The organism is Chondromyces crocatus (assembly GCF_001189295.1).
GTDB lineage: Bacteria > Myxococcota_A > Polyangia > Polyangiales > Polyangiaceae > Chondromyces > Chondromyces crocatus.
Map to the genome: position 1 here is coordinate 938,277 of NZ_CP012159.1, position 23,933 is coordinate 962,209.

Below are 23,933 nucleotides of genomic sequence, written 5' to 3' on the forward strand. Positions count from 1 at the left end.
CGAGAGCGAGCCGGATGGGCAGCTGCCCAGGGCCCACATCAGAGAGAGGAACGCTCCGAAGACGCAGTCCGACAAATACTTCTGATGTCTTGTCCGCTTCGACGACGGAGGCGCGGCCGAGCCAACGCCCATCTCCAGATGGGACGCTGGCATTCCATGTCGCGCAGGAAGCCATCTTGGCGAGTACCCGACAAGGACCCGACTTCGCCCCCGGAGCACACCGCAGTGCGGCCTGGAGGTCAGAGATGTTCAGGTCTGCAGGTGGTGGAGGTGGTGGCTCTGCCACGCTTGGCGTGCTGGCGGGGGACGAGCTGCTGGTGGCCGACGGTTCTACGTTTTCTTTGACGGATGTGTCACAGCCGGTCGCCAGCAGGATGACGAGGGCAAGCGTCGAGAGCCTCATGACGAGGGATCTTGGCATGACCCAAGCGTGCTTCAGAGGCCGAACCATGCCCCGGGGTGGATGACCTCTGCCCTGTGGCGCAGTTCGAAGTACAGCTTGCCACCATCCGGATCTCCCTTGACCGTTCCTACCTGTGCTCCTGCAGCGAGCTGTTCGGAGACACGGACATCGGCCGAGCTGAGCCCCGAGTAGAGAGAGTAATGGTGGTCCCCGTGGTCGAGAATCACGGTCAGACCGTAGTCTGCATACATATCCGCGAAGGCCACTCTACCGGCCGCGACGCTGCGAACCTGCCCCGAGGAGGCGGCGGAGAAGGATAGGCCGGGCAGGGAAGAGCCTGGACGGCTGATCTGTCGGACCTCGACACGACCTGTCAGCGGGAGGGGAAGCCTGCCCTTGAGGCTGCGGAAGCCGGCGCGTTCGTCGAGGTCGGTGGGGCCGAGGTCGGCACCGTACACCGCTACGTGGTCAGGCCGAACACTGGTCTCGAATGCCCGGCTGAAGGCGGCACGACGGTCTTCTTCTTGCGCCAAGGCGAACCGCGCGCGGTTCATCGCCTCCCGCTGGACATCGAGGGGGGCCCGTTCGGCACGCAGACGAACGAGTCGCGCCTCGAGCGTGACGCCATGCTGCGTGAGCTCTTGTTCTCGAGCCAAATCCCGCTCGAGGGAACGGCGGAGCCGCTCCAGACGAGCCGCGTGATCGACCAGCGCGTCGAACCCACCGCCGACGGGCAAGAACCCCGCCCGCAAACCCCTGTAATAGGCCCGTCCACGGGCGCTCATGCGGTGCCGAACGACTTCAAGCTGAGGGCCTGTGGCGAGGAGCTCTGCCTTCAGCGCCTTCTCTTCGGCGTCAAATCTGGCGAGGAGTCGATCGAGATCGTTTTCGCCCAGCATCGACGCTTTGGACACACCGTGTGTGGTGCTGGCACCGCTCTGAGCGTCGCTCGCGCTGGTGCCCGTCAGAGCTGCCGCGAGAAAAAGTGCAGCGTGGATGGCCGCTCTCATATGGCCGCCATCCGTCGCAACGTCAGAAGCGCGGTGATCGTCCCCAGGAGCCCGCCCAAGCCCACCATCCCGAGTGCAGCAGGGAGGGAGAGGAATCTGGGGGCAACTCCCAGCAGGCTGATCAGCTCCGTATCGAAGTGACCTCTGACGATCAGAAACAACATGCCCAGCAAGAGGATGGCTCCTGCTGCACCCGCTGCTCCTTGGGTCGCGCCTTCCAGGATGAAAGGACGCTTCACAAACCCATCCGTTGCGCCGACGAGCTTGAGGACCTCGACCTCGATGCGCCTTCTGTGCAAGAGCAAGCGCATCGTCGAGCCAATGACACTGACGACAGCGCAGAGGACGATGAGCGCCAAGCACACGCTCGCAGTCACGCCGCTGTTGAGTAGCGCGGAGAGGCGATCGGTCCAGCGCTGGTACGTCTCGACGAGCTCCACGGCGGGAAGAGCCCGCAGCTTGACCGCGATGGAGGAGAGCTCATCGTCCGAAAGATCATCCTCAAAGCCGAGCTCGAGAGAGGCAGGAAACGCGCTGAGGGGGAGTGAGGCGAGGAGGCTGTCTGTCTCGTCGGTGACAATCTCCCGGCGAGCATCTGCGGCGGTGACCTGTCGCACCTGCCTGATGCCGGGAGTCCCTTCGAGGGCGCTCCGCAGGTCAGCGATCTCCGTGTCCCTCGCCTCATCCCGGAGGTAGACAGTGGCGCGGCCTGCATGCGACCAGCGATCGCGAACCGCCGCGAGGTTGGTGACGACGAGTAGCGCTGCGGCAAGGCACACGAAGGCGACGGAGAGGGAGAAAATGGACAGCGCCTGTACGCGCCAGTCACTGCGGCCTGCTCGCCATGTGCGGAGCCGGAGGCCGTACCCTTCTTGAGCTGCCGTCTGCATTGTCACCATTCCGATCAGGAGGCTTCCTGCTTCATCGAAGGACCACGAACACCGCTGTCCGCGAAGTCGTCATCTGGCTCGTAGGAATCTTGAAAGGCGCTCAGCCCCTGGGGAACATCCGTCGCCTTGCCATCATCGAGGACGACCACGCGCCGCGGTCGTACGTCGAGCAGCGTGCGGTCGTGAGTCGCGAAGAGCACGGTGGTTCCCATCTCGTGGATGTCCTCGAACAGCCCAAGGAGATCGATCGCGAGCTGAGGGTCGAGGTTGCCAGTGGGTTCGTCGGCGAGGATCAGAGCGGGATCTCCGACGATGGCGCGTGCGATCGCGACCCGTTGTTGCTCCCCGCCTGAGAGAACACGCGCGCGGTCCTGGCCACGTCCGGCGAGGCCAACCCGCTCGAGCACCTCGCCAACCCGCGTCCGAATGACACGTGAAGGGAGGCCAAGGACTTCCAGTGCGATGGCAACGTTGTCGAATACCGTCCAACCCGGCACCAGTTTGAAATCCTGAAAGACGAAGCCGATGTTTCGTCGGAGTGCCGGGACCGATGGGTCGGTGAGTCGGGCAATGTCGCGCCCGAGGAAGAGGATCCTGCCTTCATCGACATGTTCGGTGTGATGAACGATCCGCAGGAGGGTGCTCTTTCCAGAGCCACTGGGGCCGGTGATGAAAATGAACTCCCCGCGCTCGATCGTCAGAGAGAGACCACGAAGTACCGGCTGATCGGCACGGTAGGATTTGTAAACGTCCTCGAAAATGAGGATGGGTCGGCGCGCCGCAGATGCGTCGTAGCGATGGCCCGGTCGAAGTGCGGGACGAAATGTGCCTTGCGGAGAAGACGACGACATCGGAGCCTTCTCGTACCAGCCTCCCAGGAGGCGGAAAACTTTTCGACCACGCGGGCTCCGTCACCACCTTGCCTCCTTCCACGACCCCAGACCGGCTACGTCTCGCGTTCTTCGGCTTGCCCCTCGCCGCCCTCCTGCTCGAGCGGGATGGCCACGATGTCGTGCTCTGCTCGGTCAGCAGGACGGATGCTCCCGGGTTGCGACGTGCCCGGAGGCTGTTCGAGGATCGCGTGCTGGTGCGACCTGACGTGCAAGCGTCGACGTTTCGAGAGCGGCTGGAGGCGCTCGAGCCCGATCTCGTGGTCAGCTGGTTCTGGACCACGCGATTGCCCATGAAGCTGGTCGAGATCGCCAGGCTGGGTGGGATCAACGTGCATCCGTCACTGCTGCCGCGGCATCGAGGTCCAGATCCCACGACGTGGGCCATCCTTCTCGGGGATGAAGAGAGCGGCGTGACCGTCCACCGGCTCGCCGAGGAGTACGACAGTGGCAACATTATCGAGCGAGAAAAGATCTCGATTGAGCCAACGTGGAACGCTTGGCAGCTCGCGCGCGCTCTCGATCGCCCCAGCTTGCGCGTCTTGCGACGAACGGTGCAGAACCTGACAACGAACGGACGCCTGCCAGAAATCCCCCAAGATCCAGCCCTGGCGACGGACGCACCCTTCCTCGATGATGAGGCGAGCGCCATCTGCTGGTCCTGGCCGACGCAGCACGTGCTCCGGCACGTGAGGGCACTGGCGCCCGCTCCGGGGGCGTGGACCGAAATGAATGGTTCTGTGGTCACCGTGTTGCGCGCGGCCGTCGCGCCCGTCGTGCCAAAGGTTTTGCGTCCGGGTGAAGCCACCGTGATGGACGACCAGGCGCTGGTCCGGACGGCTGATGGGGCAATTGTGCTCTTGCAAGCCGAGATTGACGGCGAGCCAGCTGCAGCTCCTCGACTCGCCGAGCTCGTGCGCAGCCACGCTCAGTCAGCCTTCGACGTGCAGATCTCTCAGGAGTGACGCCCTGACAGAGGGCGAAATCCTGCGTGTTGCGAAGACAGAAGCGCTTAGGATGCCAGAAGGACCATGTCGGAACCCGCGCAGCTTGCAAGAAGTGCCCGTGAGCAGCTCGCCACAGCGCTCAATGCACTCCAATCGGACGGAGATGTGCCCGCCGAACTCGAAGAATTGGCCGAGCCAATCGCCGAGGCTATGGGCATCTTGCATCGAATCGAGCGATCGAGCGGGATCGAACCTGCCGGACCCGAGGCCGTGCTGGGTCTCGTGCGGCAGGCATTGAACCAGATCCAGACGATCTCATCCGATCATCCCCTCCTCGAGACCGTGATGGACGCGGTGGCGATGTCGTTGAGCAAGGCGCATGCGCTGTCGCGTATGGCGAAGGCTGTCGTGCCGCACCGTCCGGTTCTCGACGTCATCAATTCGCCGACCGCCGCCGAACCTCCAGAGGCAGACTCTGCGTCCGCCCCCCAGTCCACCCCCAGACCAGAGGGAGATGGTTCGCTGAGCGCTGTTCAGGCGGCGACAGCGCCGCGAGACGTTCGTACAGAAGAGCAGTGGACGGAACTGGCCCCCATCCCTGCACAGATCGTGCAGTCGGTCGAGGAGACGTTCGCTCGGTCCTCCTTCAAGGAGGCAGAGAGCTGGCAGGCTGCCCCTGAGCACCAAGCGAAGACTGTCGAATCGAGTTCCTCGGTCCAGGCGCCACCATCGGAAGAACGACGGTTCTCACCACTCGTTCAATCCGCAAGCCCGAGACCAACACCAGAAGGGGCTCTCCGAACAGCTGCCTCGAGCGCCTCGAGCAAGCCCTTCCCGTTTGCCGGAGAAGAGCACGCCAGGCGGATCCCATCCGCAGAACGTCCCGCCCACTTCGGCTCGACTCGGCCTGTCGATTCGTCGGAACCGCCATCGCAGGTCGTGGCCGCTGCGAGTCCTGTCGAGAGTGTCTTGCGGAATGCGCCGCGAGGCAAAATAGCCGAGTTTGACGTGGCACTCGGAACGCAAAGCGCGTCGAACCTGTGGGATGGGATCGATGGCCAAGATGTGATCGAACATGGCGGGATCTTCGTGGCGACGTACAAGGCTCCGAAGATCGGAAGCAGCGTGAGGCTTCACGTGCATCTTCCAGGGGACTGCGAGTTTCAAGCACTTGCGTCGATTGTCTGGACGCGAGAGCCTGGTGGGGCCGGCGATACGGAGCCTGGCTTTGGGGCGCGGTTCACGCAGATTTCTCCGGAGGCTCGGCAACTCGTTCGTCGATTTGCTCGCAACCGGGAACCGCTGTTTTACGATTCTTTGTGAGTGCTTCAATCCGTACGTCGAACAGCGCCAATGGGGCGATCGTTCGGGGGATATCGCTCCTCCTGACCGCGCTACTGATGCTGTGGGCGCGAGCGGCTCATGCAGCAAACGACCCCGATCTCGACTGGTGGACGTATGAGACGGCGCACTTCCGAGTGCACCACCCTCGAGAGCTCGCACCCATCGCGGAGCGTATCGCGCGACTCTCCGAGGGCATCTACTCACGCGTCAGCAGCGCCCTCGGAAACCGTCCTGATCGTGTCGAGATGGTGATCGTCGACAACACCGACGACGCAAATGGTTTTGCGCGGGCCGTTCCCTACAACCAGATCACGCTCTTCGTGACAGCCCCGGACGATCTCTCGACACTGAGTGACTACGATGATTGGTATCTCGGGCTACAGACGCACGAGTTCACGCACGTCGCTCATATCGATAACATCTCCGGGATCCCTGCGATCATCAATGCAATCCTGGGCAAGACCTACTCGCCCAATCAATTGCAGCCTAGATGGATCATCGAGGGGCTGGCCGTGGTTCACGAAAGTCGCCACTCCAGCGGTGGCCGGATGAGGTCGAGTCTCTTCGACATGTTTCTGCGCGCTGACGTCCTCGAGGGGCGCATCGCCAGCCTGGATCAAGTGTCGAGCGTTCCCTTTCGCTGGCCTCAAGGAAACGTCTGGTACCTCTACGGGTCCAGGTTTCTTGGATGGATATCTGATGTGTATGGTCGCGACACGATGCGGGCTGTGTCGGCAGACTATGGTGCAGCGCTACTTCCATGGGGAATCAATCGTGCGATCCGTCGCGCGACAGGAAAGACATACGTCGAACTCTACGATGGCTGGAAGGCTCATCTGCGGCGGCTTTACCAGGAACAGATCACGGAGGTGCAGCGTAGAGGGCTTCGAGAGGGGGTGCGCCTCACGCACCACGGCATGACGGTACATTATCCGCGTTTTGTGCCATCGAGCGCACGTGTCACAGGCGAAGATGAGGTCATCTATTACCGTGCTGACGGCGATGCGCGTAGTGGACTGTATCGATTGTCACTGCCTGCATCCTCGTCACGAGGCGCAACCCACGAAGTGCTCGTTGCGAGGACGAATGGATCGTCGTCGGCAGCATTCTCCCCGGATGGTGACCTGGTTTTCTCCTCGACGGTTCCCTGGAAGACTTTCTATCACCGGAGTGAGCTCATCAGCCTCCCCCGCGACGAGACGGCTCCCACCGGCCTCGAATCGGTCCGGCGCCAGCTCACGCGAGGGCTTCGTGCCGCCTATCCCGACGTGAGTCCCGATGGTCGGTACATCACATACTGCACCAACGATCGAGGAACACGATATCTGCAGCTTGCACGGATAGGACCGGACGGAGAGCTGCTTGATAGGCGAACTCTCGTGTCCAGTGCTCAGTTCGACCAGGCGTATACCCCAAGGTTTTCGCCGGACGGCAAATCGCTAGCTTACAGCGTATGGACTGCCGGAGGGTATCGGGACATCAGGCTCGTGGACGTGATGAGCGGAGAGGTTCATCAGGTGACGCGAGACAGAGCTGTGGACATGACGCCAGTCTGGGCACCTGACGGCAGAACCCTCTACTTTGCCTCTGATCGGACCGGGATCTCCAACATCTACGCCTACGACGTTTCGACGGCCGAGTTGCAGCAAGTGACCAATGTTCGGACCGGAGCTTTCCAACCGGCGGTGAGCCCGGACGGCAAGACACTGGTCTATGTAGGGTACACGTCTGCGGGATACGATCTGTACAGGATGCCTCTCGATGCAGCGCAGTTCTTGCCTGCGCTACGTGCACCTGAGGAGCGCCCTGATCCCTTGCCCGAGCCGGCCTCGGTTGCAATGGTCCGGAAGCGCTATAATCCCCTGACGACCATTGCGCCTCGGGCCTACACGCTGGGTACGCAGCCCGGAAAATTTGGCGGTACAGCGGTTCGGCTCGAAGCAATGGGGTATGATGCCGTTGGAAATCACTCGATTGAGGCGGTGCTCACTGCCGAGACGGCGGCGCCGGCGCCAGATTTTCTGCTGAGCTATACCTATGGCCGACTGCCGGTGGATCTGAGCCTCAGGCTGAGTCAGACGATGTCTCCACGTGGTGATTATCGCATCAGTGGTGAGCAGCGGCCCTACGTCGAGCGAACCAGCGGACTGGGTGCAAGCGTTGGTTTCCCCATCCGGAGTGAGTTCGTGGGCCAGAACATGTCGGTGTCGTTCACTTCAGCGACATCGTCAGCCTCACTGCCCGTCAGAGGCGATCTCGACCCCTACGAGTCGCGTACGATCCTGCCGGACCGGGGGCAGGTCAACGTGCTGCGCCTTGGTTATTCTCTGTCCACCACCGAGGGAGGATATCGCACGGCGGGAGCGACCCGGGGAATCTCGTTCAGCACTGCGCTGGAGTACATCGGCCCTGCAACCGGAACACGGTATGAAACGTATGCGCTGTCGAGTGGTCTCACGGGCTATCTCTCGATGCCTTGGCCCGGGCACCACACCGTCGCGCTCCGGGTCGCCGGCGCCGTGTCGGGAGGCTCCTACCCCAGAGGATCCACCTATGTCGTTGGCGGCTACCAGGCCGAGCAGCTCGCTGTCGACAACCTCTTGTCGAGCATCTTCAACAACACGTTCACGCTTCGAGGTTATGAAGCCGGGGCGTTCGCAGGGCGGGCCTACTTCACACAGACGGTTGAATACCGAGCGCCGCTCATCCAGCCCGATCTGGGGCTATCTACACTGCCGATTTATCTGCGACGCATCGATGCCGCGCTATTCATGGATTATGGTGGCGCCTTCGACAGGTTCGACTTCGACTCTCTTCGACTGTTTCACAAGGGTTCACTCCTTTACTCTCCACAGCTTCATACCTCCGTCGGGGGGGAGCTATGGCTGAATCTGAACCTGGGCTATGTGATCTCGTCACAATTTCGTCTTGGGTACGCTCGAGGCTTCAGCGAGGGAGCCCTGGAAGGAGGACAGTTCTACTTCGTCTCCACGAACGCATTCTGAGGCGCGTCTTGGAACGACCACAGGCGACGTACATTGGATGATCTGTTCGTGGTGGAAGACGTGAAGTGCAGGTGCGTCACTGTCCGACCAGAGGTCCCCGTTCGGTCTCCGCCATGCGGACGGGCCGTGACCCGTGGGCACGGCGAGGCGGGTCCTTGGGCGAGGTGCTGCTCTCGACGCCTCACGATCCTCATGGTCGTCCCGACGAGACGGAGACGACGCGCTATGGCCTGCCTGCCCGTGCTGGCCGGAGAAGAGCACGCGCTGGAAGGCATCTGCACTGGCGTGGGTGCCGTGCACCGGCGCGTCATCGCTACATCACCGCAGGGCATCGCAGAGGATGAGGACGAGAAAAACGTCCCCGTGGGGAGGCTTCGGGTTGTCCTGCCAGCGAATGAACTTCGCTCGCCAGAGAGCTGCGATCGGAGGCCAGCGAATGCGCTTCGCTTGGCGGTGAACGCGCTTCGCTTGGCAGTGAATCACGTTCACGTGACGGGGGCGGCATGCACCCCACCCTCTGCGCTCCCTTGCCTCAGGGAAACCTGGTTCACCGGTCGTCGAACGTGCATCGCGTGGCGGCGAATGAATTTCGCGTGGCAACCGAGGGACTCCACCGAGCAGCGACTCTGGTTCACGTGACGTCGAATGCGCTTCGGAGGGCAGCCAACGCGCTTCACGTAACGGCAGACGAGGGTTGTGTGGCAGTGAATGAACTTCGCGTGGCGGAAGTTGCACCTCCTCCTTCTTCATGCGTGCGCCTGCCTTTCGAGTGTCGGTTCACGTGACGTCGAACCCGCTTCGCGTGGCAGCGAATGAATTTCGTTTGGCGTCGATGGCTCCTACATGTGCAAGAAGACGAACTTCACGCGCCAGCGAACGGATTATTTCGACCAACGAACGCGCTTCCCGTATCAGAGAGCGAACTTCGCCAACCAGGGAGTGCGCTTCACGTGCCAGCAATGCACTTCGAATGCCGTCGAACGCCAGTCCATCGACAGCGGTCCGGAAGCAACGCCACGCACTATCCACCCTCACCCAGAAAGCACTGGCGGCAAGGTGGGAAATGCTGACCGGACGGGAGATGACCGCGACGCTTGACTCTCGCATCTAGAACGTCCACGCGCCCCAGATGTCCTGCGCCCTTCGGCGGCGCCCCCCCTCCGCGCCGATGCCCTCGGTCCCACAGCCTCTCGCCAACTCGTCGACGGCTCCGAACGAGCGCCCTTCAAAGCAGGACGTCCAGTCCGAGCTCCCGCGGCCTTCAGCATGCGCCTGCTCTCTCCGGAGTCACGGTCGCCCATCCCCGACCCCCAAGGTGTCAACCACTGCGGACGCAAAGCCCATCGCGGCTCTGTGCGCCAGTGCCTACACGGGCTTGCGCCAGCCTTCCAGGAAGCGCTGCGCTTCTTCCTAATATAGAGGAGGCGCGAGAGGCCGAAGATGAAGAGGCCGGAAACGTACTCGATGGGCGCGCCCGTTCCACGCTCAGTACATGACATGCGATGTGGACAGCGATGTCCGGGAGCCAACTTCACAGAGTCCATACGACTGCCCAATCAGCTCCATTCCCGAAGCCGACCCCCGCTGACGAGGAAATCCAACATCGATTTCAGGACTGAGCCGAGGGACGAGAAGGGCGAGCCAGCCTGGAAGAAGGCTGACGTAGACAGCCGAGACACCAGCACCTAGTCACCTGGGCGGTGAAGCCCGATCGATTCCTGGGGGCACGTTTCGGTCGCCATCCGGACGGCCTTTGATCCGCGATGACGGCTGACGAACAAGGCACTTCCAAAGGAACATCTCGGCCTCTTTCGTCAGCAGGCAAAGTACCCCTCGTCGTTGCAGAGGTCGACAGGACTCGAGCCGATGTAGGGCTGGACTGCTCGATGTCTGTGCGCATCGGTAGCGCTGGCGACTGCACGGTGTGATGGAGACCATCACGCAACACGACGCCTTCTTTACTCACCAAAGCACGCATGACACCTGATCTGAGCGGAGCTGTAGGGATGGCGGAGGGCTGGAAGACGTTCGAATGGGATGCCGATGCGTATCCTGTGCGCCAGGCAGCCATCATCGACTTCGCGCGCGAAAATTGGCACAGGCGACAGCTTGCCGTGCGTATCGCGGCCATTCGCGCTCAGGAACGCGAGTGTGACAAGCCGCTCTACCTTGGGAAGAGAACGAGGTCATCACGCTGGCGCGCGCGGGCTGCCCTCTGACATACCCGTCTCGAGAGCGGCAGCGTCACCGCCGAAACGCTGTAGACGCGGCGGCAACCACCTCGCGTGGCACGACGAGCAGGGCCGCGCCACACGGTACGCACTGGTAGCGGCGTGCGGTGACCACGAGGCACGTGGTCGGGGGCCTCCGGGCCAAGAACCTGTCGCTCACGGCTTCCATGTCCCTGCAAGTGGACCGCGCCCCACAGGGGGGCTCGCAGCGTCACACCTTTGGCACTGCGCAAAGCGGGATTCTCCGACCGTAGGCAGGCGCTGCTGCCAGCGCTCGATGTTGATGCCACGCTCGACAACACTGAGTGCGGCTCGATTCTCCGACACTGGAACGAGAGCGCGACGAGGAGGCTATCGGTCGAGATCAGGGTTTCTCGTCGTCTCTTTCTGTTCCCGGCTTCATGCCGTGGCTCCGTTCTGCTCTCTCGGCGCCACGCCAGCACGTGCCATCATGCACGCGCACTGGTGGCAATGGCCATCCATGGCCGCACGAGGACCCCGAAGTCTGATGTCCCTCAATGAGGGTGATTGAAAGAGTCAAGAGAGCGACTATCGAGACCGAGCGGCCACACTGGTGAGTCATCAGGACGGCCTGAACCCGGCTGTGGACATGGCAGTCGGCCTTGGACCGAAGGATCTCCTTGTGAAGGTGCTGAAGTTCCCAACCGGAAGCAGTTCTTGGCGTTTCTCTTCTTCCTGCTCATGGACGCAGGTTGAGGCTACGGCCCTCGTCCAGACCCACGCTGCTTGCGCAATCCCTGCGTGCCCAGAAGTGGGAACTTGTCAGGCTTCGTTCCCTCTCACGGACTGCCAGTGAATTCGAATCGCCGATTTCCCTTTCACAGCCCGCACGGTGTTCGTGAGGCTGAACTTCGGCGGAATGCTCAGCAGTAGATGCACGTGATCGGCCATCGCGTATCTTCCACGAGTTCGATCTCGCACTCTACGCACAGCTCCCGCAGGATGCTCCCGATCTGGTGCCCCAGGCTGCCAGAGATTGCCCGCTTCCTGTTTTTCGGGACGGTCAGCGCCTGGGTACCTGCAGTGCCGTCGGACGTGCGCCGCCAGTGTGCCACGCTCGCATGACGGCTTCCTTTCCCGCGACCGGCGAGGTTCCCGCGGCGGAGACCGATGCGTTGTTCACGACGCGACGGCAGAGCCTCCTCGAGTCACACCGCGATAGGCGATGAGTCCCCTTTCGAGTGATCTTCTTACTCCCGAGATCGAAGTGAACCACGGCGCGCTGGACTCAGGGCCCACCCGGGCGACGTCACCCGCCGACTGACACAGGGCGTGTCACCCCTCGGTGCGCCCCCAATGTCGATCCTTGGAAAGGTCGTGCCGTTACAGCGACGGCGATGTTGCCACCCGCGGTAAGATCTGGCTCCAAACCTTGATTGGGATGCCATCCGAACCGCTGACCGAACTGGCGCACGCCGCCTTCTCGGCGCTCATATTCTTCACCATAAGTCGACCGACCTCGATCAGATACCGCTCGCCGACAGCGGCAAGCACTTGCCGTACCACCGAGACACGCTCCGCGCAGTTGCTGGTTTTTTTACTACCACTGCATCGCCATGCTGGTGTCATTGTTGCCGGCCTCTCTCATGACTTGGCCTGCTGCTGCCCTCTCGAGGTGAGTGCAATGGTGTGTGGGCATCAGCGAGAAATGGGCTCCCAGATGAACGTTGCCAGTGTGGTGATCTCGCAACGTTGTGTTCAGGTGCTCTCCACGTCCGAGGAGATCGACCTGCGACCTCAGCCTTTGTGCATCGGCCTATGATGACCTGAAAGCGCGGACGCTTCGACCGGAGCAGCCGCTGCATAGGACTCTGAATGACCACCGACCAATAAAAAGTGCCGGCATCATTATTCTTGGCTTGACCTTGTAAGCGGCAACGGCATAGTCATAACTAGCCGTCGAGCTGGTCTCGGCGACAGGAGTTTCAAGATGGCAGCCGACGCCTTTTCGCGACAGATTGTAGAGCTCGTTCGGAAGATGCCGGACGAGGCGCTTCTCGCGCTTGTGAAGAATCAACTGGGAGCCCTTTCGGGCATGGAGGCAGTTCTACCTGCGCCGATTTCGGGTCGTGGGCGCGTTCGTGGAATGTCCTCGGCGCAGCCAAAGAAGCCAGGAGCGCTCGGGATTGCGAAGCGGGCTCCCGTGGGCGCCAAACGTCGCCCGGGACGTCCTCGCAAGGCCGCTGCGACATCTGCTCAGCGTCAAGAGACGCTCGACAAAGTGGAGCGGATTGTAAAGTCCAGCGCAGGCCTGAGCGCTAGTGAGGTAGCCAAGCAGGCAGGAATTCCGCAGACGCGGGCGGCGGCTGCCCTCAAGGAACTGAAACTGGCCAAGCGCATTTTTCAAGGAGGAGATCGTCGCTTTGCCCGCTATGCGGGGGATGCGAAGACGGCGGACGGCGCGAGCCTCTTGGCGCGTAAAAATGCCGCAGGTCCCTCTCGGAAAGCAGCCTCAAAAGGTGGGCGGAAGCGTGCGCAGGGGCAGGCGGCAGTACAGGCTCAGACCCCGGCGAAGTAGTAAGATCTCAGCTTGGTTCGCTTTCCCCCATGGTCGCACCTCTCGAGTCTCCCGTGCCGGCATGGCGATTCTACGTCCTCTGTACGAGCTGAGGCTTGTGGAGTCGCGCGGCTTCTGCCCTCTGTCCGCAATCTCCATCCGATCCGACAAAGGCGCAGAGCGGTGCAGGCACACTCTTGTTTCGAGAGACCATGTCGGTTGAGAGGGCATTAGTAACTCGAGAAGGCGTCGCTGACGTCCGCAATGGGAGGCGCGGAGTATCGCTTGACATGGGGGGGTCATGACGATCATCGCGACGCAGCACGAGGGGCAGGGAGCGTATTCCGGGGAAGTGACGAGAGCAGGCATTCGAAGAGCGAGCTGAAAGCTTTCCCGGCGGAATGCTGGCCCGAGGCGGACGGGAGCGTGGAGTGCCCGGGAGTGCCCCTCTGGTGCATTTCGTCGACGTCGCTAAAGAACGCCGCGGCAGTCACGAGGCGGAAGCGCGTGCTGCCGTTGCGTCGCGCGGGTGCGTCGTAAACCCAGCGTCGGGCAGGAACTTGTCGAGCCTCGAGCGTGGCCTGCCGCGTTGCAGTTGGGCGACGACATCGGTGTTTCAGACGTGAGGGTTGACCGCTTGCAGGCTGCACAAGCGTGAAGGCGCTGGCGAGAGGTTCGATGTCTTTGTCGGGGTCGGCGAAAGGAAGTGCATGCAACTGGCAGCAGCCTTGCGCAACTGCCGCTCCGCGTCGCCGTCGTCGAGCTCCGAGCGCGCGTCGGGGAAGCATCGCAGCCAGGCGCCCTTCTGACCTTTCGCATGGAAGGTGGCCTCCTACAGACAGCGGCTTCGGCATGAGCGACTGATGGGTCTCACGCACCCATTGGGAGAGCGCATCGACCGCACTGTCCGCAGACGCGTTCCGAGGCCAGAGGCCCAAGGCTCCCGATAGCGCTCGAGGTGTGGTGGCAGCGGCGGGCGCTCTGCGCGATTCGGTGGTTTTGGCGAGTCGGTAGCAGAAGTTGCCTGCTCCCCCCTCTCGGGCGGAGCATCTGGGAGCTGAGGAGCAGGGGCTCGTCCGCGTCCTGCAGGATAGTCAGCCAAAGCGAGAGCTGTTGCGAGCTCACCTTCTGACTCTTGCGACCGTACAAGGCTCACAGGGCGGCCTGGAAGCGCAGCGCGAGAGCATGGTGTGCGTCGCTCAGCTGCGTGAGCCAGCCGAGCATGTGCTCGATGAGCTCCGTGATGCATCCTTGGTCCGGGAGCTGGGTCAGCCGGCGTTGAATTTGAAAGACGTCGACAGGAGCTTACCGCGGAGCATCCCATCTCTCGTCATGTCGACTGGCCGCGGGGCGAAGCTACTGGCGGTCGGAGCTGGGCGAGCCTGCACTCGCCTGGGCATCTATGCTTCTCGGCTCCAGCCGGGAATCTGACGAGCGAGTCCCATCGGACCGTGACTGCGCTTTCTCCGCGTCACGTCGCTCGTAGGCAATGATGATCTTCTGCACCAGAGGGTGGCGAACGACATCCACGTCAGTGAACGAGCAAAGAGCGATTCCCTCGATGCCGCCAAGAAGGTCACGAGCTTCGGCCAAACCGCTCCTGGCACCATGGGGCAGGTCGATCTGCGTGACATCGCCCGTGACGACTGAACGAGAGGCATAGCCGAGGCGGGTCAAGAACATTCTCATCTGATCGCTCGTGGCATTTTGCGCCTCGTCTAGGATCACAAAGCAGTCGTTGAGCGTGCGGCCGCGCATGAAAGCAAGTGGCGCGACCTCTATCTGCCCCCGCGCCACCAGACCCTGAGCTTTGTCCGGATCCATCATGTCATGCAGCGCATCGTAGAGAGGGCGGAGGTACGGGTTCACTTTTTCCGCCAGATCTCCCGGCAAGAATCCCAAGCGTTCACCAGCTTCGACAGCGGGCCGTGTGAGGATGATCCTCTTGACCCTGCGTTCCAGCAAAGCATGTACCGCCATTGCCATGGCCAGGTACGTTTTGCCTGTACCAGCTGGGCCGATGCCAAAGGTGAGATCGTGACTGCGTATGGCTTGGATGTATCGCTTCTGAGCCAATCCCTTGGCTGTGATGGGACGTCGCCGCGGCGTGATGAGAACCACGTCTTCAAAGAGCTCACGAAGAGTGACGCCCGGTTCATCCCGCAAAGCTTGCGCTCCTCGAGCGTAGTCTTGAGCTTCCAAGACGACACCGCTCCGGATGAGCTGTGCCGCCTCTGCGAGACAGCGCTCTCCGAGAGCGACTCTGTCGGCTTCACCTGCGAGGAAGATCGTGTTCCCTCGAATTCCGGACTCGATGCCCAGCACACGCGCGATGAGCCGAATGTGCTCGTTGCTTGGTCCTGCCAGTGTCAGCAAGGTCGAGCGATCGAGCACCTCGACCTCAGCGTTGATGCGTACTCCTTGGCTCGGCGACATCTCCATCTCTTTATCACTCATTGACACACGCTCTCCGTCGACATGTTCCGTCTGTTGCGCGTCCTGCTGGCACTGAGTCATGCCAACTAGCGTCGTCTTGACCGATGAGATCACGCATGCGAGCGTCTGCTTCGTTCCTTTGCAGCTGCTTCATGCGACAGTTGAGAGTGAGACCCTCAGAGAAGCGCTCCACGCAGTTGCTCCGTCATGGCCAGGTTCATCTGCCTCGGATCTGCATCAGGGAGAGATGGCGCATCATGAAGATACCGATTCCGGCGCTCTTGGGCCTTGGGGTCACTTTGTCAAGTCCCGTAACATCTGCTCAGCCCTCGCCCCCGTCAACGGTATCTCTCGAGGCCTCTTCGAGTTCCGCTCCTCCCCCTCCTCCTTCCCCAGGTGCGCCCTCGTTTGACTTGGAAGAGAGTCGCGTCTCGTCCGCTTTTCCGGCGAGCCTCGATGAGCCAGAGGTTCGTGGTGCACCAATGGCAGGCTGGAAGGACGTCTTTTTCATTCGCTCTTCCAACGACCTCTTTCGTCTCTACCCCATGGCGCGCCTTCACCTCGACATGCACAGCTCATTCGGCCCCGGGCTGGGCGAGCGCTCTGGCTTTCGAGATGAAACGGCGCCACAGGTCAGCTTCTTTGCTCGCAGGATCAGGTTGGAGCTAGGTGGCGACCTCCTGAGGCGCCTTTCCTTCATGCTCGGCGTCGACTTCGGAGGACAGCCTCTCCTGAACAACGACGGTTCAATGAGCAGTGGTCTCGCACGACCCGGGGAGGATCCCACCCTGGCTCCGCCTTCATGGGCTCCTTTTCAAGCGACAGGTCCCGTGGCGGTGCTCGCGAACAACTGGATCAACTATCGGGCACTTCCGTTTCTCAACTTCATGGTCGGTCAGTTCATGGCGCCTTACTCGCTCGAGAACATGACCAGCAGCAACGACACGCTCTTCATGGAGCGTGTTCTTCCCATTCGAGCCTTCATTTTTCCTCATCACAGGGAGATCGGTCTCATGGCGTGGGGGGAGCTGCCCAACCGCCTCGCCGTCTATCACGTCGGCATCTTCTCGGGGGATGGCCCGAATCGTCCGGGGGTCGACAGTCTCCCCGCGGTGATCGGGCGCATCTACTGTCGCCCATTCGCGACGACGAGCGAGCACTTGCTGGCACGCGCGCAGATTGGTGTCAGCGCGATGTACGCTGCTCGAGACCAGGCTCGCGTAGGAACGGATTATCCGAGGATATCCACTGGACAGTTCACCACAATCTGGGAACCCCGCTATCAAGATGCGAGTGGGCAGACGATGAGGGTCATCCCTTCCGGTGCCCAGCGTGCGGTCGGTGGCGAGCTATGGCTGCCACTCCGACAGTTCGATTTTCGGTCGGAGGTTCACTATGTCGATAACCACACGCGCGAGGCGACGGAAGGGGCGCAGCTCAGCAACACAGAACGCTTGGGGCAACTGCGGGGAGTGGGATGGTATGCAGCTCTGTCTCTCTGGCTGGGCGATGCGCAGATCAATGGAGAGCCAGGACTCGGGTCTCGGCCCATTCAACTCGCAGCTGACCAGGACGCCTCCCCGCGCACGGCTCTGCAGTTGACAGGGGTCGTAGGCGGCGTGCATGCCACGTATGAAGGGGCCTCGCGGGGAGGCATACCCACCCTTCGCTCCTCCATGCATGGCGATGGGACGCAAGAAGCCATCGATGTGATGCAGTACGGCGTCGCGGCAACGTACTGGCACACCCGTCACCTTCGTCTCATGGCGAACTACAACATCTATCAGTCGCCTCGAGGTGGCACTGTCAGCGCGGTCGACCAAGCCTCGAGCCGTCCACCGTCGAACTCGGAGCAGGGGGCCCATCTAGCGCACGAGCTTGGGGGCCGCGTCGCCGTGCAGTTCTGAGGGCCACTCAGTTATTTGCCCTCCATCGGCTTGCGGAGGTACGCACCTCGCATGCGTCAGTGGATCGCCATCGGAGCTGCGGTAGGCCTCGTGGCCGTGACCCTTCCGCTACTGCGAGGGCAGGATGAGAAACTCTCGGCACTACTCTCCAAAGGGGAAGCGGCTGATGGTCCTCAAATCACTCGACTCGTCACTCCACCACCTTTGACGGCGCTCGACTTGAGTCGCATCGACGATCGGGGGGAGGTGGCCACGGCGCAAGCTCACGGCGGCAGGTCTGCTGAGCTGACTGTCACGCCAAAGTATCAACGAGCAGCGATGGGGTTCATGCGCAGTGGGCGCGTGCCGGAAGGTGCTGTCGTCATGACGGACATCAGGACCGGAGATGTGCTGGCATGGGCAAGCTACGTGGATGAAGGCAAACTCCATGACATCGCCTCGGAAGCCACAGCACCGTCCGCAAGTGTATTCAAGGTCGTCACGGGCGCAGCGCTCATAGAGGCTGGTCTTACTCCAAGCACCAAGCAATGTTACTCGGGCGGGGAGCATTCGATTCGCGCAGCCGACATGGTCGACAACAAGCGGCGCGACAAGTATTGCGCGACACTCACCCAGGCGATGGGGCGTAGCATCAACACGGTGTTTGCTCGCTTGGCTGCGAAGAATCTCGAGCGGAGCAAGCTCATCGACATGGCGGAGCGGCTTGGATGGGGGAAGGACATTCCTTTCGACACGCCGGTAGCGACCAGCCATCTCAACATCCCGGAGGACGAGCTCGGCTTCGCTCGTACGGCAGCAGGCTTCTGGAACACAACCTTGTCGCCCTTTCAGGGAGCCAACCTTGCGACCACGGTCGCCAACGGCGGGGAAATGATTCGACTCCGGGTCGTCAAGAGCGTCAAGGACGAGTCTGGTGAGATCTACCGTGGATCGATGGGACGACAGGTTCTCAACAGGGCGATGAGCGAGGAAACGGCTCAAGCCGTGACGTCGATGATGGAGGACACTGTCGATAACGGGACGAGCTACCGCTCCTTCCATGACAAGAGTGGGCGTCCTTATCTGCCCGGCATTCGTGTTGCCGGCAAGACGGGAACGTTGACGAAGCCGACTCCCGAGGGGCCGTTCTACACTTGGTTTGTGGGTTTTGCCCCGAGCCGAAAGCCGGAAGTGGCCATTTCGGTGCTCGTCGCAAATGGTGCCAAATGGCGCGTCAAGGCAACGAACGTTGCGTGTGACATGCTGCGGGTCTACTTCGCCGACAAGGGAGTCCCCGGTGTGTCCAATCCCAATGAGCGCGTCGGGTCGACCGCGCAGCGCTGACGCTGATCACAGCATCGTTCGTGGGGCATCACGCGGGACGAAACATGCGCGACAACGGGCCTCGTAGGACTCTGTCCCGCCCACGAGGACAGTCGTCGCTTCAGAAATGAGCCGCTGCGAGCGACTGGCAGTTCTCCCGCATACTGCACAAACAGCTCGAACCTTCGTCACCTCTTCCGCTATCGCCATGAGTTCCGGCATTGGCGCAAAAGGGCGTCCCAGATAGTCTTGATCGAGGCCCGCAGCGATGACGCGGAGGCCACGGTTCGCGAGTCGCTCACAGACATCCACGATCCCTACGTCGAAAAACTGAGCCTCGTCGATGGCGACCACTTCGGTATCCGAAACGATACGGTTCTCTAGGCTCTCGCTGGTAGCGACAGCGATCGCGTCGACCGCGGTCGCGCCATGGCTCACGATGCGGGTCACGTCGTAGCGCGTGTCGATGCGCGGCTTGAAGGCTTGCACTCGTTGACGAGCAAGGAGCGCGCGCTTGAGCCGACGAATCAACTCCTCGGTCTTGCCGCTGAACATCGATCCGGTGATCACCTCGACTGAGCCCGCTGGGCGAGACGCTGTTCCCCGCACGCAACTTCCTTTCACGTTTCCATCTCGCCAAGGCAAGGCGAAGTCGCCTCGCGCCCATTGGTGGCCCGCTTGCGTGGTGCATGTGTGAACCAGCTGTCTTGGGGATGGCGCTCCTCTCTCAAGGAGGAGCCACAGCCTGCGGGACGACGGGGGCGCAACGAGGCATAGGTTCCACCACGTCCGCCTTCAACTGGAAGGAATTTCGTGTGGATTCTCGAACAGATAGGAATTGTTAGAGCACTTCCAGGTGCTTTCTGAGCGACATGTAGCCGACCAGGCTCTAAGGGCCAGCCAGATCGACTTCTCCAGCTCACGGCTTGTGCAGCTTGTGCTCGGCCGAGTCTTGCGTGCTACCATCTGAGCTGTGCAGGTTGTGCTCCGCAAGCTCGGCCGTGGATCCCGTGCAGTTGTTGGCCGGCTGGTCCGGGCTCCAAGAAAGGGCTCGGTCATCGTGATCGAGTTTTCTGACGGGATGCACGAGTACGTGACGACCCCGGTGAAGCGAGTGTTGCGCCTTGCAGGCCGAGAGGTCTTCTATATCGAGACGGTGAACTCGCGCTACCGTCTTGAAGTCCGTGGACGTGAAGTCGCTCTGGACGGCGCCATGGGCGGTTGAAACAACGCTCTAGTCTTGCGCACGCCGCAGCGATTGGGCACAGTCCGCTCCCGCTTACCAACCAGATCAGGGAGAGCTGCTGACCATGGCCAACGGTGATCGCCGTAAGTCGTTGAAGATGAGGCGCCGCAAGGCGCAGGCTGCCAAGAAACTACGCGAGAAGCGCGCGAAGTCGTCCAACAAGCCTGCCGAAGAAACGAGCAAGGCCAAGAAGTCGCGAGCTCCCAAGGCATCGGCTTCTACTCCTGCGCCAGGAACAGCGGCTTCCTGAGTCGCTGATCTCACTTTCAAAGCTGTCTCGACGCCTTCGCGCTCTCTCAGGCGAACGGCCCGTAACGCTATTCAGCGGCAGGTTGAGAGCCCGAGGAGCTGGAAGCGTCGCGACAGCATTTGAAAGTCGCAGCTGTCTCCTCAACAAGAGATAGTCGTCGACGAAGCTCCCTGCTGCGCTTGATACCATTCGGCCGGCTAGCCGACGCCGTTCAATGCAGCGGTGGCGCGCCAACTCCACCCGACATACGCTGGTCTCAGGCCCAGAGTGTCATCACCCTGGGGAGCCCGGTGTAGCGATGATGGTTCCCTGCGACTACGAACCCTAAATTCACAATCAGAATGCATGCCAGTGACACCATGCTGGCGTAGTTGCATCCAGTCTCCTCATGGCGAGTGACTCAATGGTGAGCTCGTTGGACCAGGTGGGAGGCGCACTGCCGGCCGCCGGTTGAACAGCACCGGCCGCTCTCTGCCTCGCGACGCTCGTCAAGATACTCTCGACGTATAAGTGCTGTTGGTCGACGAGGAGGAGCCCCGCTGTCCTAATGAGTTGAGCTCAGTAAGGGCGGGCCAGTCAGATCAATTTTCGGATTTCAAGGACGGCTCCCGACCTGCTGAGGACAAACTGAGGCGCAAGGTCTTGCGAGCCTTCGTCAGCCATTGACGGCCGCTCATCGCGCCAACCAGGAACGAGCATGGTTGGCGCAAACCCAGGAAGGTCGAGCCTCTTTATCAGAAGTCTGCCAAGAGATTGTCGACGCAGTCGGAGAATGCCTTTTGGCAGTCGTCTTCCGCGGGAGCATTGTCGATGCAATCTGCTACCTGCTGAACGCCATTGAGGCTCAGTGGTTTCATCCGGAAATTGCAGTCCTGCTGGTCGATATCATTGACGCTCTGTCCACAGCTCGTTGCCATTTGCTCGCAGATGTTCGCAATCTCAGGAGATTCGCAGGTTTCCAAGTAGAGCTCCTCGACGCAGCTCTGGACGGGCTCATAATCACAAGCAAACTGAACGCCAATCCCGGAGAGGCACTGGTAAAACAGTTCGTTTGCTCCTGGGTTCAGCACGTCGACCCCCCAGAAGCAGATTCGGTAGCCGGGACCCTCAAGGTTCGGCTCGCCATCGCAATCAACTGCAACGTTGGGGTTCACGTTGAGCTCGCCGCAGTCTGCATCTGTGACGGCAGGGCCAACGGGATCAGCTCCCACACAAACGCCGCCAGCGCCGCCAGCGCCGCCAGCGCCGCCAGCGCCGCCAGCGCCGCCAGCGCCGCCAGCTCCTCCACTACCTACCGTAGCAGGCCCATTGGAGCTGCTGTTCACGGGGTTGTCCGTGTCTACTCCTTCCACGATGCATCCGGTGAACAGAGCAACCGAGAGGGAGAAGATGGCGATCTTCGAGGCGTATCGGCTTACTGTAAGCATGGTTCGAGCGTCTCCTCTGTGGACTGACACCTTGGACTACTAGCCGATTGCTCGCAACTTCAAGATCCCGTAGTTTCCGTGCTCGGTGGCTTAAGTTCAGGCTCAACCGAGGCGTGGGACGGTCGTAGTTGGACGGATTACGATGTCAGCGAAAACGATCTCTGCGCTCTCGTGGTCCGTCGCGTTGCCGCAACACGGTTGGTGGCGCTCCATATGTGAGGAGGATGGTGTAAGATGGTCTTGAAACACTTCCTCCAAGGTGGAAGCGACGCATCACCGTCAGTGAGACCTCAGCGATCCAACGTCCTCGGCTTTTTCGAGCTCCGATCAAAGACCAGCGAGATCCGCTTGCGTTCTCCGTGGGCCCTTGGTATGTAGCGCGTCCCCTTCCCGGGGAGGCTGCGTAGTAGTAGTCTCCCTTGTGAAAGCCGTAACGGCATCTCGATCTTGTCTCCGCCTTGTTCGGCCGACATGGGAGTCCCCCGGTCGACGCGACAAGGGTAAGCGTCACCTGAGCTCATGTAGCGAGGGGGCGCCGGAACAGGACCGGAGGTGAACGACGGTTGTATCCGATCCCATGGGAAGGCCATGGGATCGACGCCGGTTCGGAGAAAGACTCCGCATTCCCGGCCTCGTCGAGAGGTGTCTCGAAATGGTAAGCAAAGCCAGTGCGAGGTTCTCGCGGATCGCGCCGCGCAAAGCGCGGATGATCGCGGATCTCGTCCGCGGTCGTGATGCGGCCGAAGCCATCCAACTCCTCTCCTTCACTCAGAAGAGTGGCGCTCCGATCTTGCGAAAGATCATCGAGAGCGCAGTCGCAAATGCTCGGCAAGGCGGTGCCGATGTCGATTCGCTCTTTGTCAGCAAAGCTGCGGTTGACAAGGCGCCGAATAAATTCAACCGGCGGTGGCGGCCTCGCGCCATGGGCCGAGCGACACGTGTCACGAAAGGCGTGTCGCACATCGTCATCGAGCTCAGCGAACGAAAGTAGAGGAGTGGCCGCACATGGGACAGAAGACCCACCCGTATGGCTTCCGCGTCGGTGTAATCAAGACGTGGAGTAGCAAGTGGTACGAAGACGGCTCGGCATATACGAAATGGCTTCACCAAGACATTCGTATCAAGCGAGCCATCAAGCACTATCTCTACAACGCCAACATTGCCGGCGTTGAGATTGAGCGCGCGGCCAACAGGGCGAAAGTCGTCGTGTTCACGGCTCGTCCAGGGATGGTGATTGGCAAGGGCGGAAAAGGGATAGAGACGCTGAAGGGCGGCAATATCGGGACCGCCGCCAAAGGCGAGAGCCTATTCCCGGGCGTGACCTCATTCACGGACAACGAGGTCTTCATCGATGTCCAAGAGGTCCGAAAGGCCGAAACGAACGCACAGCTGGTGGCGGAGAACATCGCAACCCAGCTCGAGCGACGGATCGCATTTCGGCGCGCCATGAAGAAGGCCGTTTCCACGGCGATGAAGTTTGGAGCCAAAGGAATCCGCGTCCGCTGCGCAGGCCGTCTAGGCGGCAGCGAGATGAGCCGTGTCGAGACGTACCGCGAAGGGCGAGTTCCTCTTCACACGCTGCGTGCGGACATCGAGTTCGGCCTCGCCGAGGCGAAGACGAAGGTCGGGATCATCGGCGTGAAGGTCTGGATCTTCAAGGGCGAGGTCCTCCAGCGTAAGGCGCGCAGGATTCAGTAGAAAGAACGCGAAATGCTATCTCCCAAGAGAACCAAGTTTCGCAAGATGCAGAAGGGGCGTGTGCGTGGCATCGCCCATGTCGGGAGTGACGTGTCGTTCGGCGATTTTGGGCTCCAGGCCCTCGCGCCGGCGCGCATCACTGCTCGGCAGATTGAGGCGGCACGTATGGCAATCCAGCGCCACGTGAAGCGCGCCGGGAAGCTCTGGATCCGCGTCTTTCCTGATCACCCTGTGACAAAGAAGCCGCTCGAGGTCCGAATGGGTGGGGGAAAGGGTGCGCCCGAGGAATGGTGCGCGCTCATCAAGCCAGGGCGGATCATGTACGAGATCAGTGGCGTTGCCGAGGACGTGGCCAGAGAGGCATTCCGGCTCGCTTCGCACAAGCTCCCGATGGACTGCAAATTTCTAGTCCGCGGCCTCCAGTGAGGT

General features: G+C 61.4%; 18 protein-coding genes. 10 read left to right on the plus strand and 8 right to left on the minus strand.

What is annotated here, in order from left to right:
- Positions 1-435: 435 nt before the first annotated feature.
- From CMC5_RS03630 to CMC5_RS03640, 3 genes are all read right to left on the minus strand, one after another.
- Positions 436-1,413, minus strand: coding sequence for a murein hydrolase activator EnvC family protein (locus CMC5_RS03630; RefSeq protein WP_050429110.1), 978 nt, complete (start codon positions 1,411-1,413; stop codon positions 436-438).
- Positions 1,410-2,192, minus strand: a complete 783-nt coding sequence (locus tag CMC5_RS03635) for a cell division protein FtsX (protein WP_245678270.1) — start codon at positions 2,190-2,192, stop codon at positions 1,410-1,412. The genes CMC5_RS03630 and CMC5_RS03635 overlap by 4 nt, the downstream gene beginning before the upstream one ends.
- A 125-nt stretch (positions 2,193-2,317) precedes the next feature.
- The gene (locus tag CMC5_RS03640) at positions 2,318-3,070 is read right to left on the minus strand and encodes a cell division ATP-binding protein FtsE (protein ID WP_082363379.1); all 753 of its coding nucleotides are present in this window, start codon (positions 3,068-3,070) and stop codon (positions 2,318-2,320) included.
- A gap of 56 nt (positions 3,071-3,126) precedes the next feature.
- Here CMC5_RS03640 and CMC5_RS03645 point away from each other — a divergent pair, with 56 nt between their 5' ends.
- The 3 genes from CMC5_RS03645 (at position 3,127) to CMC5_RS03655 (ending at position 8,489) form a co-directional block, all read left to right on the plus strand.
- A complete protein-coding gene (locus CMC5_RS03645) occupies positions 3,127-4,158 on the plus strand; it encodes a methionyl-tRNA formyltransferase (protein ID WP_050429111.1) in 1,032 nt (343 codons plus the stop codon).
- Between the two features lie 66 nt (positions 4,159-4,224).
- A complete protein-coding gene (locus CMC5_RS03650; protein ID WP_082362208.1) occupies positions 4,225-5,463 on the plus strand; it encodes a PilZ domain-containing protein in 1,239 nt (412 codons plus the stop codon).
- A gap of 266 nt (positions 5,464-5,729) precedes the next feature.
- The gene (locus tag CMC5_RS03655; RefSeq protein ID WP_245678271.1) at positions 5,730-8,489 is read left to right on the plus strand and encodes a BamA/TamA family outer membrane protein; all 2,760 of its coding nucleotides are present in this window, start codon (positions 5,730-5,732) and stop codon (positions 8,487-8,489) included.
- Between the two features lie 3,014 nt (positions 8,490-11,503).
- Here the strand turns inward: CMC5_RS03655 and CMC5_RS49085 are convergent.
- Positions 11,504-11,632, minus strand: coding sequence for a transposase (locus CMC5_RS49085; RefSeq protein ID WP_082362210.1), 129 nt, complete (start codon positions 11,630-11,632; stop codon positions 11,504-11,506).
- 1,039 nt (positions 11,633-12,671) lie between these two features.
- On the opposite strand from CMC5_RS49085, the gene CMC5_RS41965 reads away from it, so the two are divergent.
- Entirely contained in the window at positions 12,672-13,259 is a 588-nt protein-coding gene (locus CMC5_RS41965) for a hypothetical protein (protein ID WP_082362211.1), read from the plus strand.
- 1,335 nt (positions 13,260-14,594) lie between these two features.
- On the opposite strand, the gene CMC5_RS03665 is transcribed toward CMC5_RS41965, so the two are convergent.
- The gene (locus tag CMC5_RS03665; protein WP_245678272.1) at positions 14,595-15,695 is read right to left on the minus strand and encodes a PhoH family protein; all 1,101 of its coding nucleotides are present in this window, start codon (positions 15,693-15,695) and stop codon (positions 14,595-14,597) included.
- Between the two features lie 461 nt (positions 15,696-16,156).
- On the opposite strand from CMC5_RS03665, the gene CMC5_RS03670 reads away from it, so the two are divergent.
- Both CMC5_RS03670 and CMC5_RS03675 read left to right on the plus strand, forming a co-directional pair.
- Positions 16,157-17,581 carry a porin gene (locus CMC5_RS03670; RefSeq protein ID WP_050429116.1) on the plus strand — a complete coding sequence of 475 codons (1,425 nt, stop codon included), beginning with the start codon at positions 16,157-16,159 and terminating at the stop codon, positions 17,579-17,581.
- A gap of 51 nt (positions 17,582-17,632) precedes the next feature.
- Complete coding sequence (locus CMC5_RS03675; protein WP_050429117.1) at positions 17,633-18,904, plus strand: penicillin-binding transpeptidase domain-containing protein; 1,272 nt, start codon at positions 17,633-17,635, stop codon at positions 18,902-18,904.
- 6 nt (positions 18,905-18,910) lie between these two features.
- On the opposite strand, the gene CMC5_RS03680 is transcribed toward CMC5_RS03675, so the two are convergent.
- Positions 18,911-19,438, minus strand: coding sequence for a thymidine kinase (locus CMC5_RS03680; RefSeq protein WP_050429118.1), 528 nt, complete (start codon positions 19,436-19,438; stop codon positions 18,911-18,913).
- 418 nt (positions 19,439-19,856) lie between these two features.
- Here CMC5_RS03680 and CMC5_RS43950 point away from each other — a divergent pair, with 418 nt between their 5' ends.
- Positions 19,857-20,108 (plus strand): hypothetical protein, encoded by a 252-nt coding sequence (locus CMC5_RS43950; protein WP_156338151.1) that lies wholly within the window; start codon positions 19,857-19,859, stop codon positions 20,106-20,108.
- Positions 20,109-21,113: 1,005 nt separating this feature from the next.
- Here CMC5_RS43950 and CMC5_RS03685 read toward each other — a convergent pair.
- On the minus strand, positions 21,114-21,533 hold the full coding sequence (locus tag CMC5_RS03685) for a hypothetical protein (protein ID WP_050429119.1): 420 nt from the start codon (positions 21,531-21,533) through the stop codon (positions 21,114-21,116).
- Positions 21,530-21,667, minus strand: a complete 138-nt coding sequence (locus tag CMC5_RS45640) for a hypothetical protein (protein ID WP_169796403.1) — start codon at positions 21,665-21,667, stop codon at positions 21,530-21,532. The genes CMC5_RS03685 and CMC5_RS45640 overlap by 4 nt, the downstream gene beginning before the upstream one ends.
- A gap of 791 nt (positions 21,668-22,458) precedes the next feature.
- On the opposite strand from CMC5_RS45640, the gene rplV reads away from it, so the two are divergent.
- The 3 genes from rplV to rplP are packed head-to-tail and all read left to right on the plus strand — an operon-like array spanning position 22,459 to position 23,930.
- Positions 22,459-22,797, plus strand: a complete 339-nt coding sequence (gene rplV / locus CMC5_RS03690; protein ID WP_050429120.1) for a 50S ribosomal protein L22 — start codon at positions 22,459-22,461, stop codon at positions 22,795-22,797.
- A gap of 14 nt (positions 22,798-22,811) precedes the next feature.
- On the plus strand, positions 22,812-23,504 hold the full coding sequence (gene rpsC, locus CMC5_RS03695) for a 30S ribosomal protein S3 (RefSeq protein ID WP_050429121.1): 693 nt from the start codon (positions 22,812-22,814) through the stop codon (positions 23,502-23,504).
- Positions 23,505-23,516: 12 nt separating this feature from the next.
- On the plus strand, positions 23,517-23,930 hold the full coding sequence (gene rplP, locus CMC5_RS03700) for a 50S ribosomal protein L16 (protein ID WP_050429122.1): 414 nt from the start codon (positions 23,517-23,519) through the stop codon (positions 23,928-23,930).
- Positions 23,931-23,933: the final 3 nt, after the last annotated feature.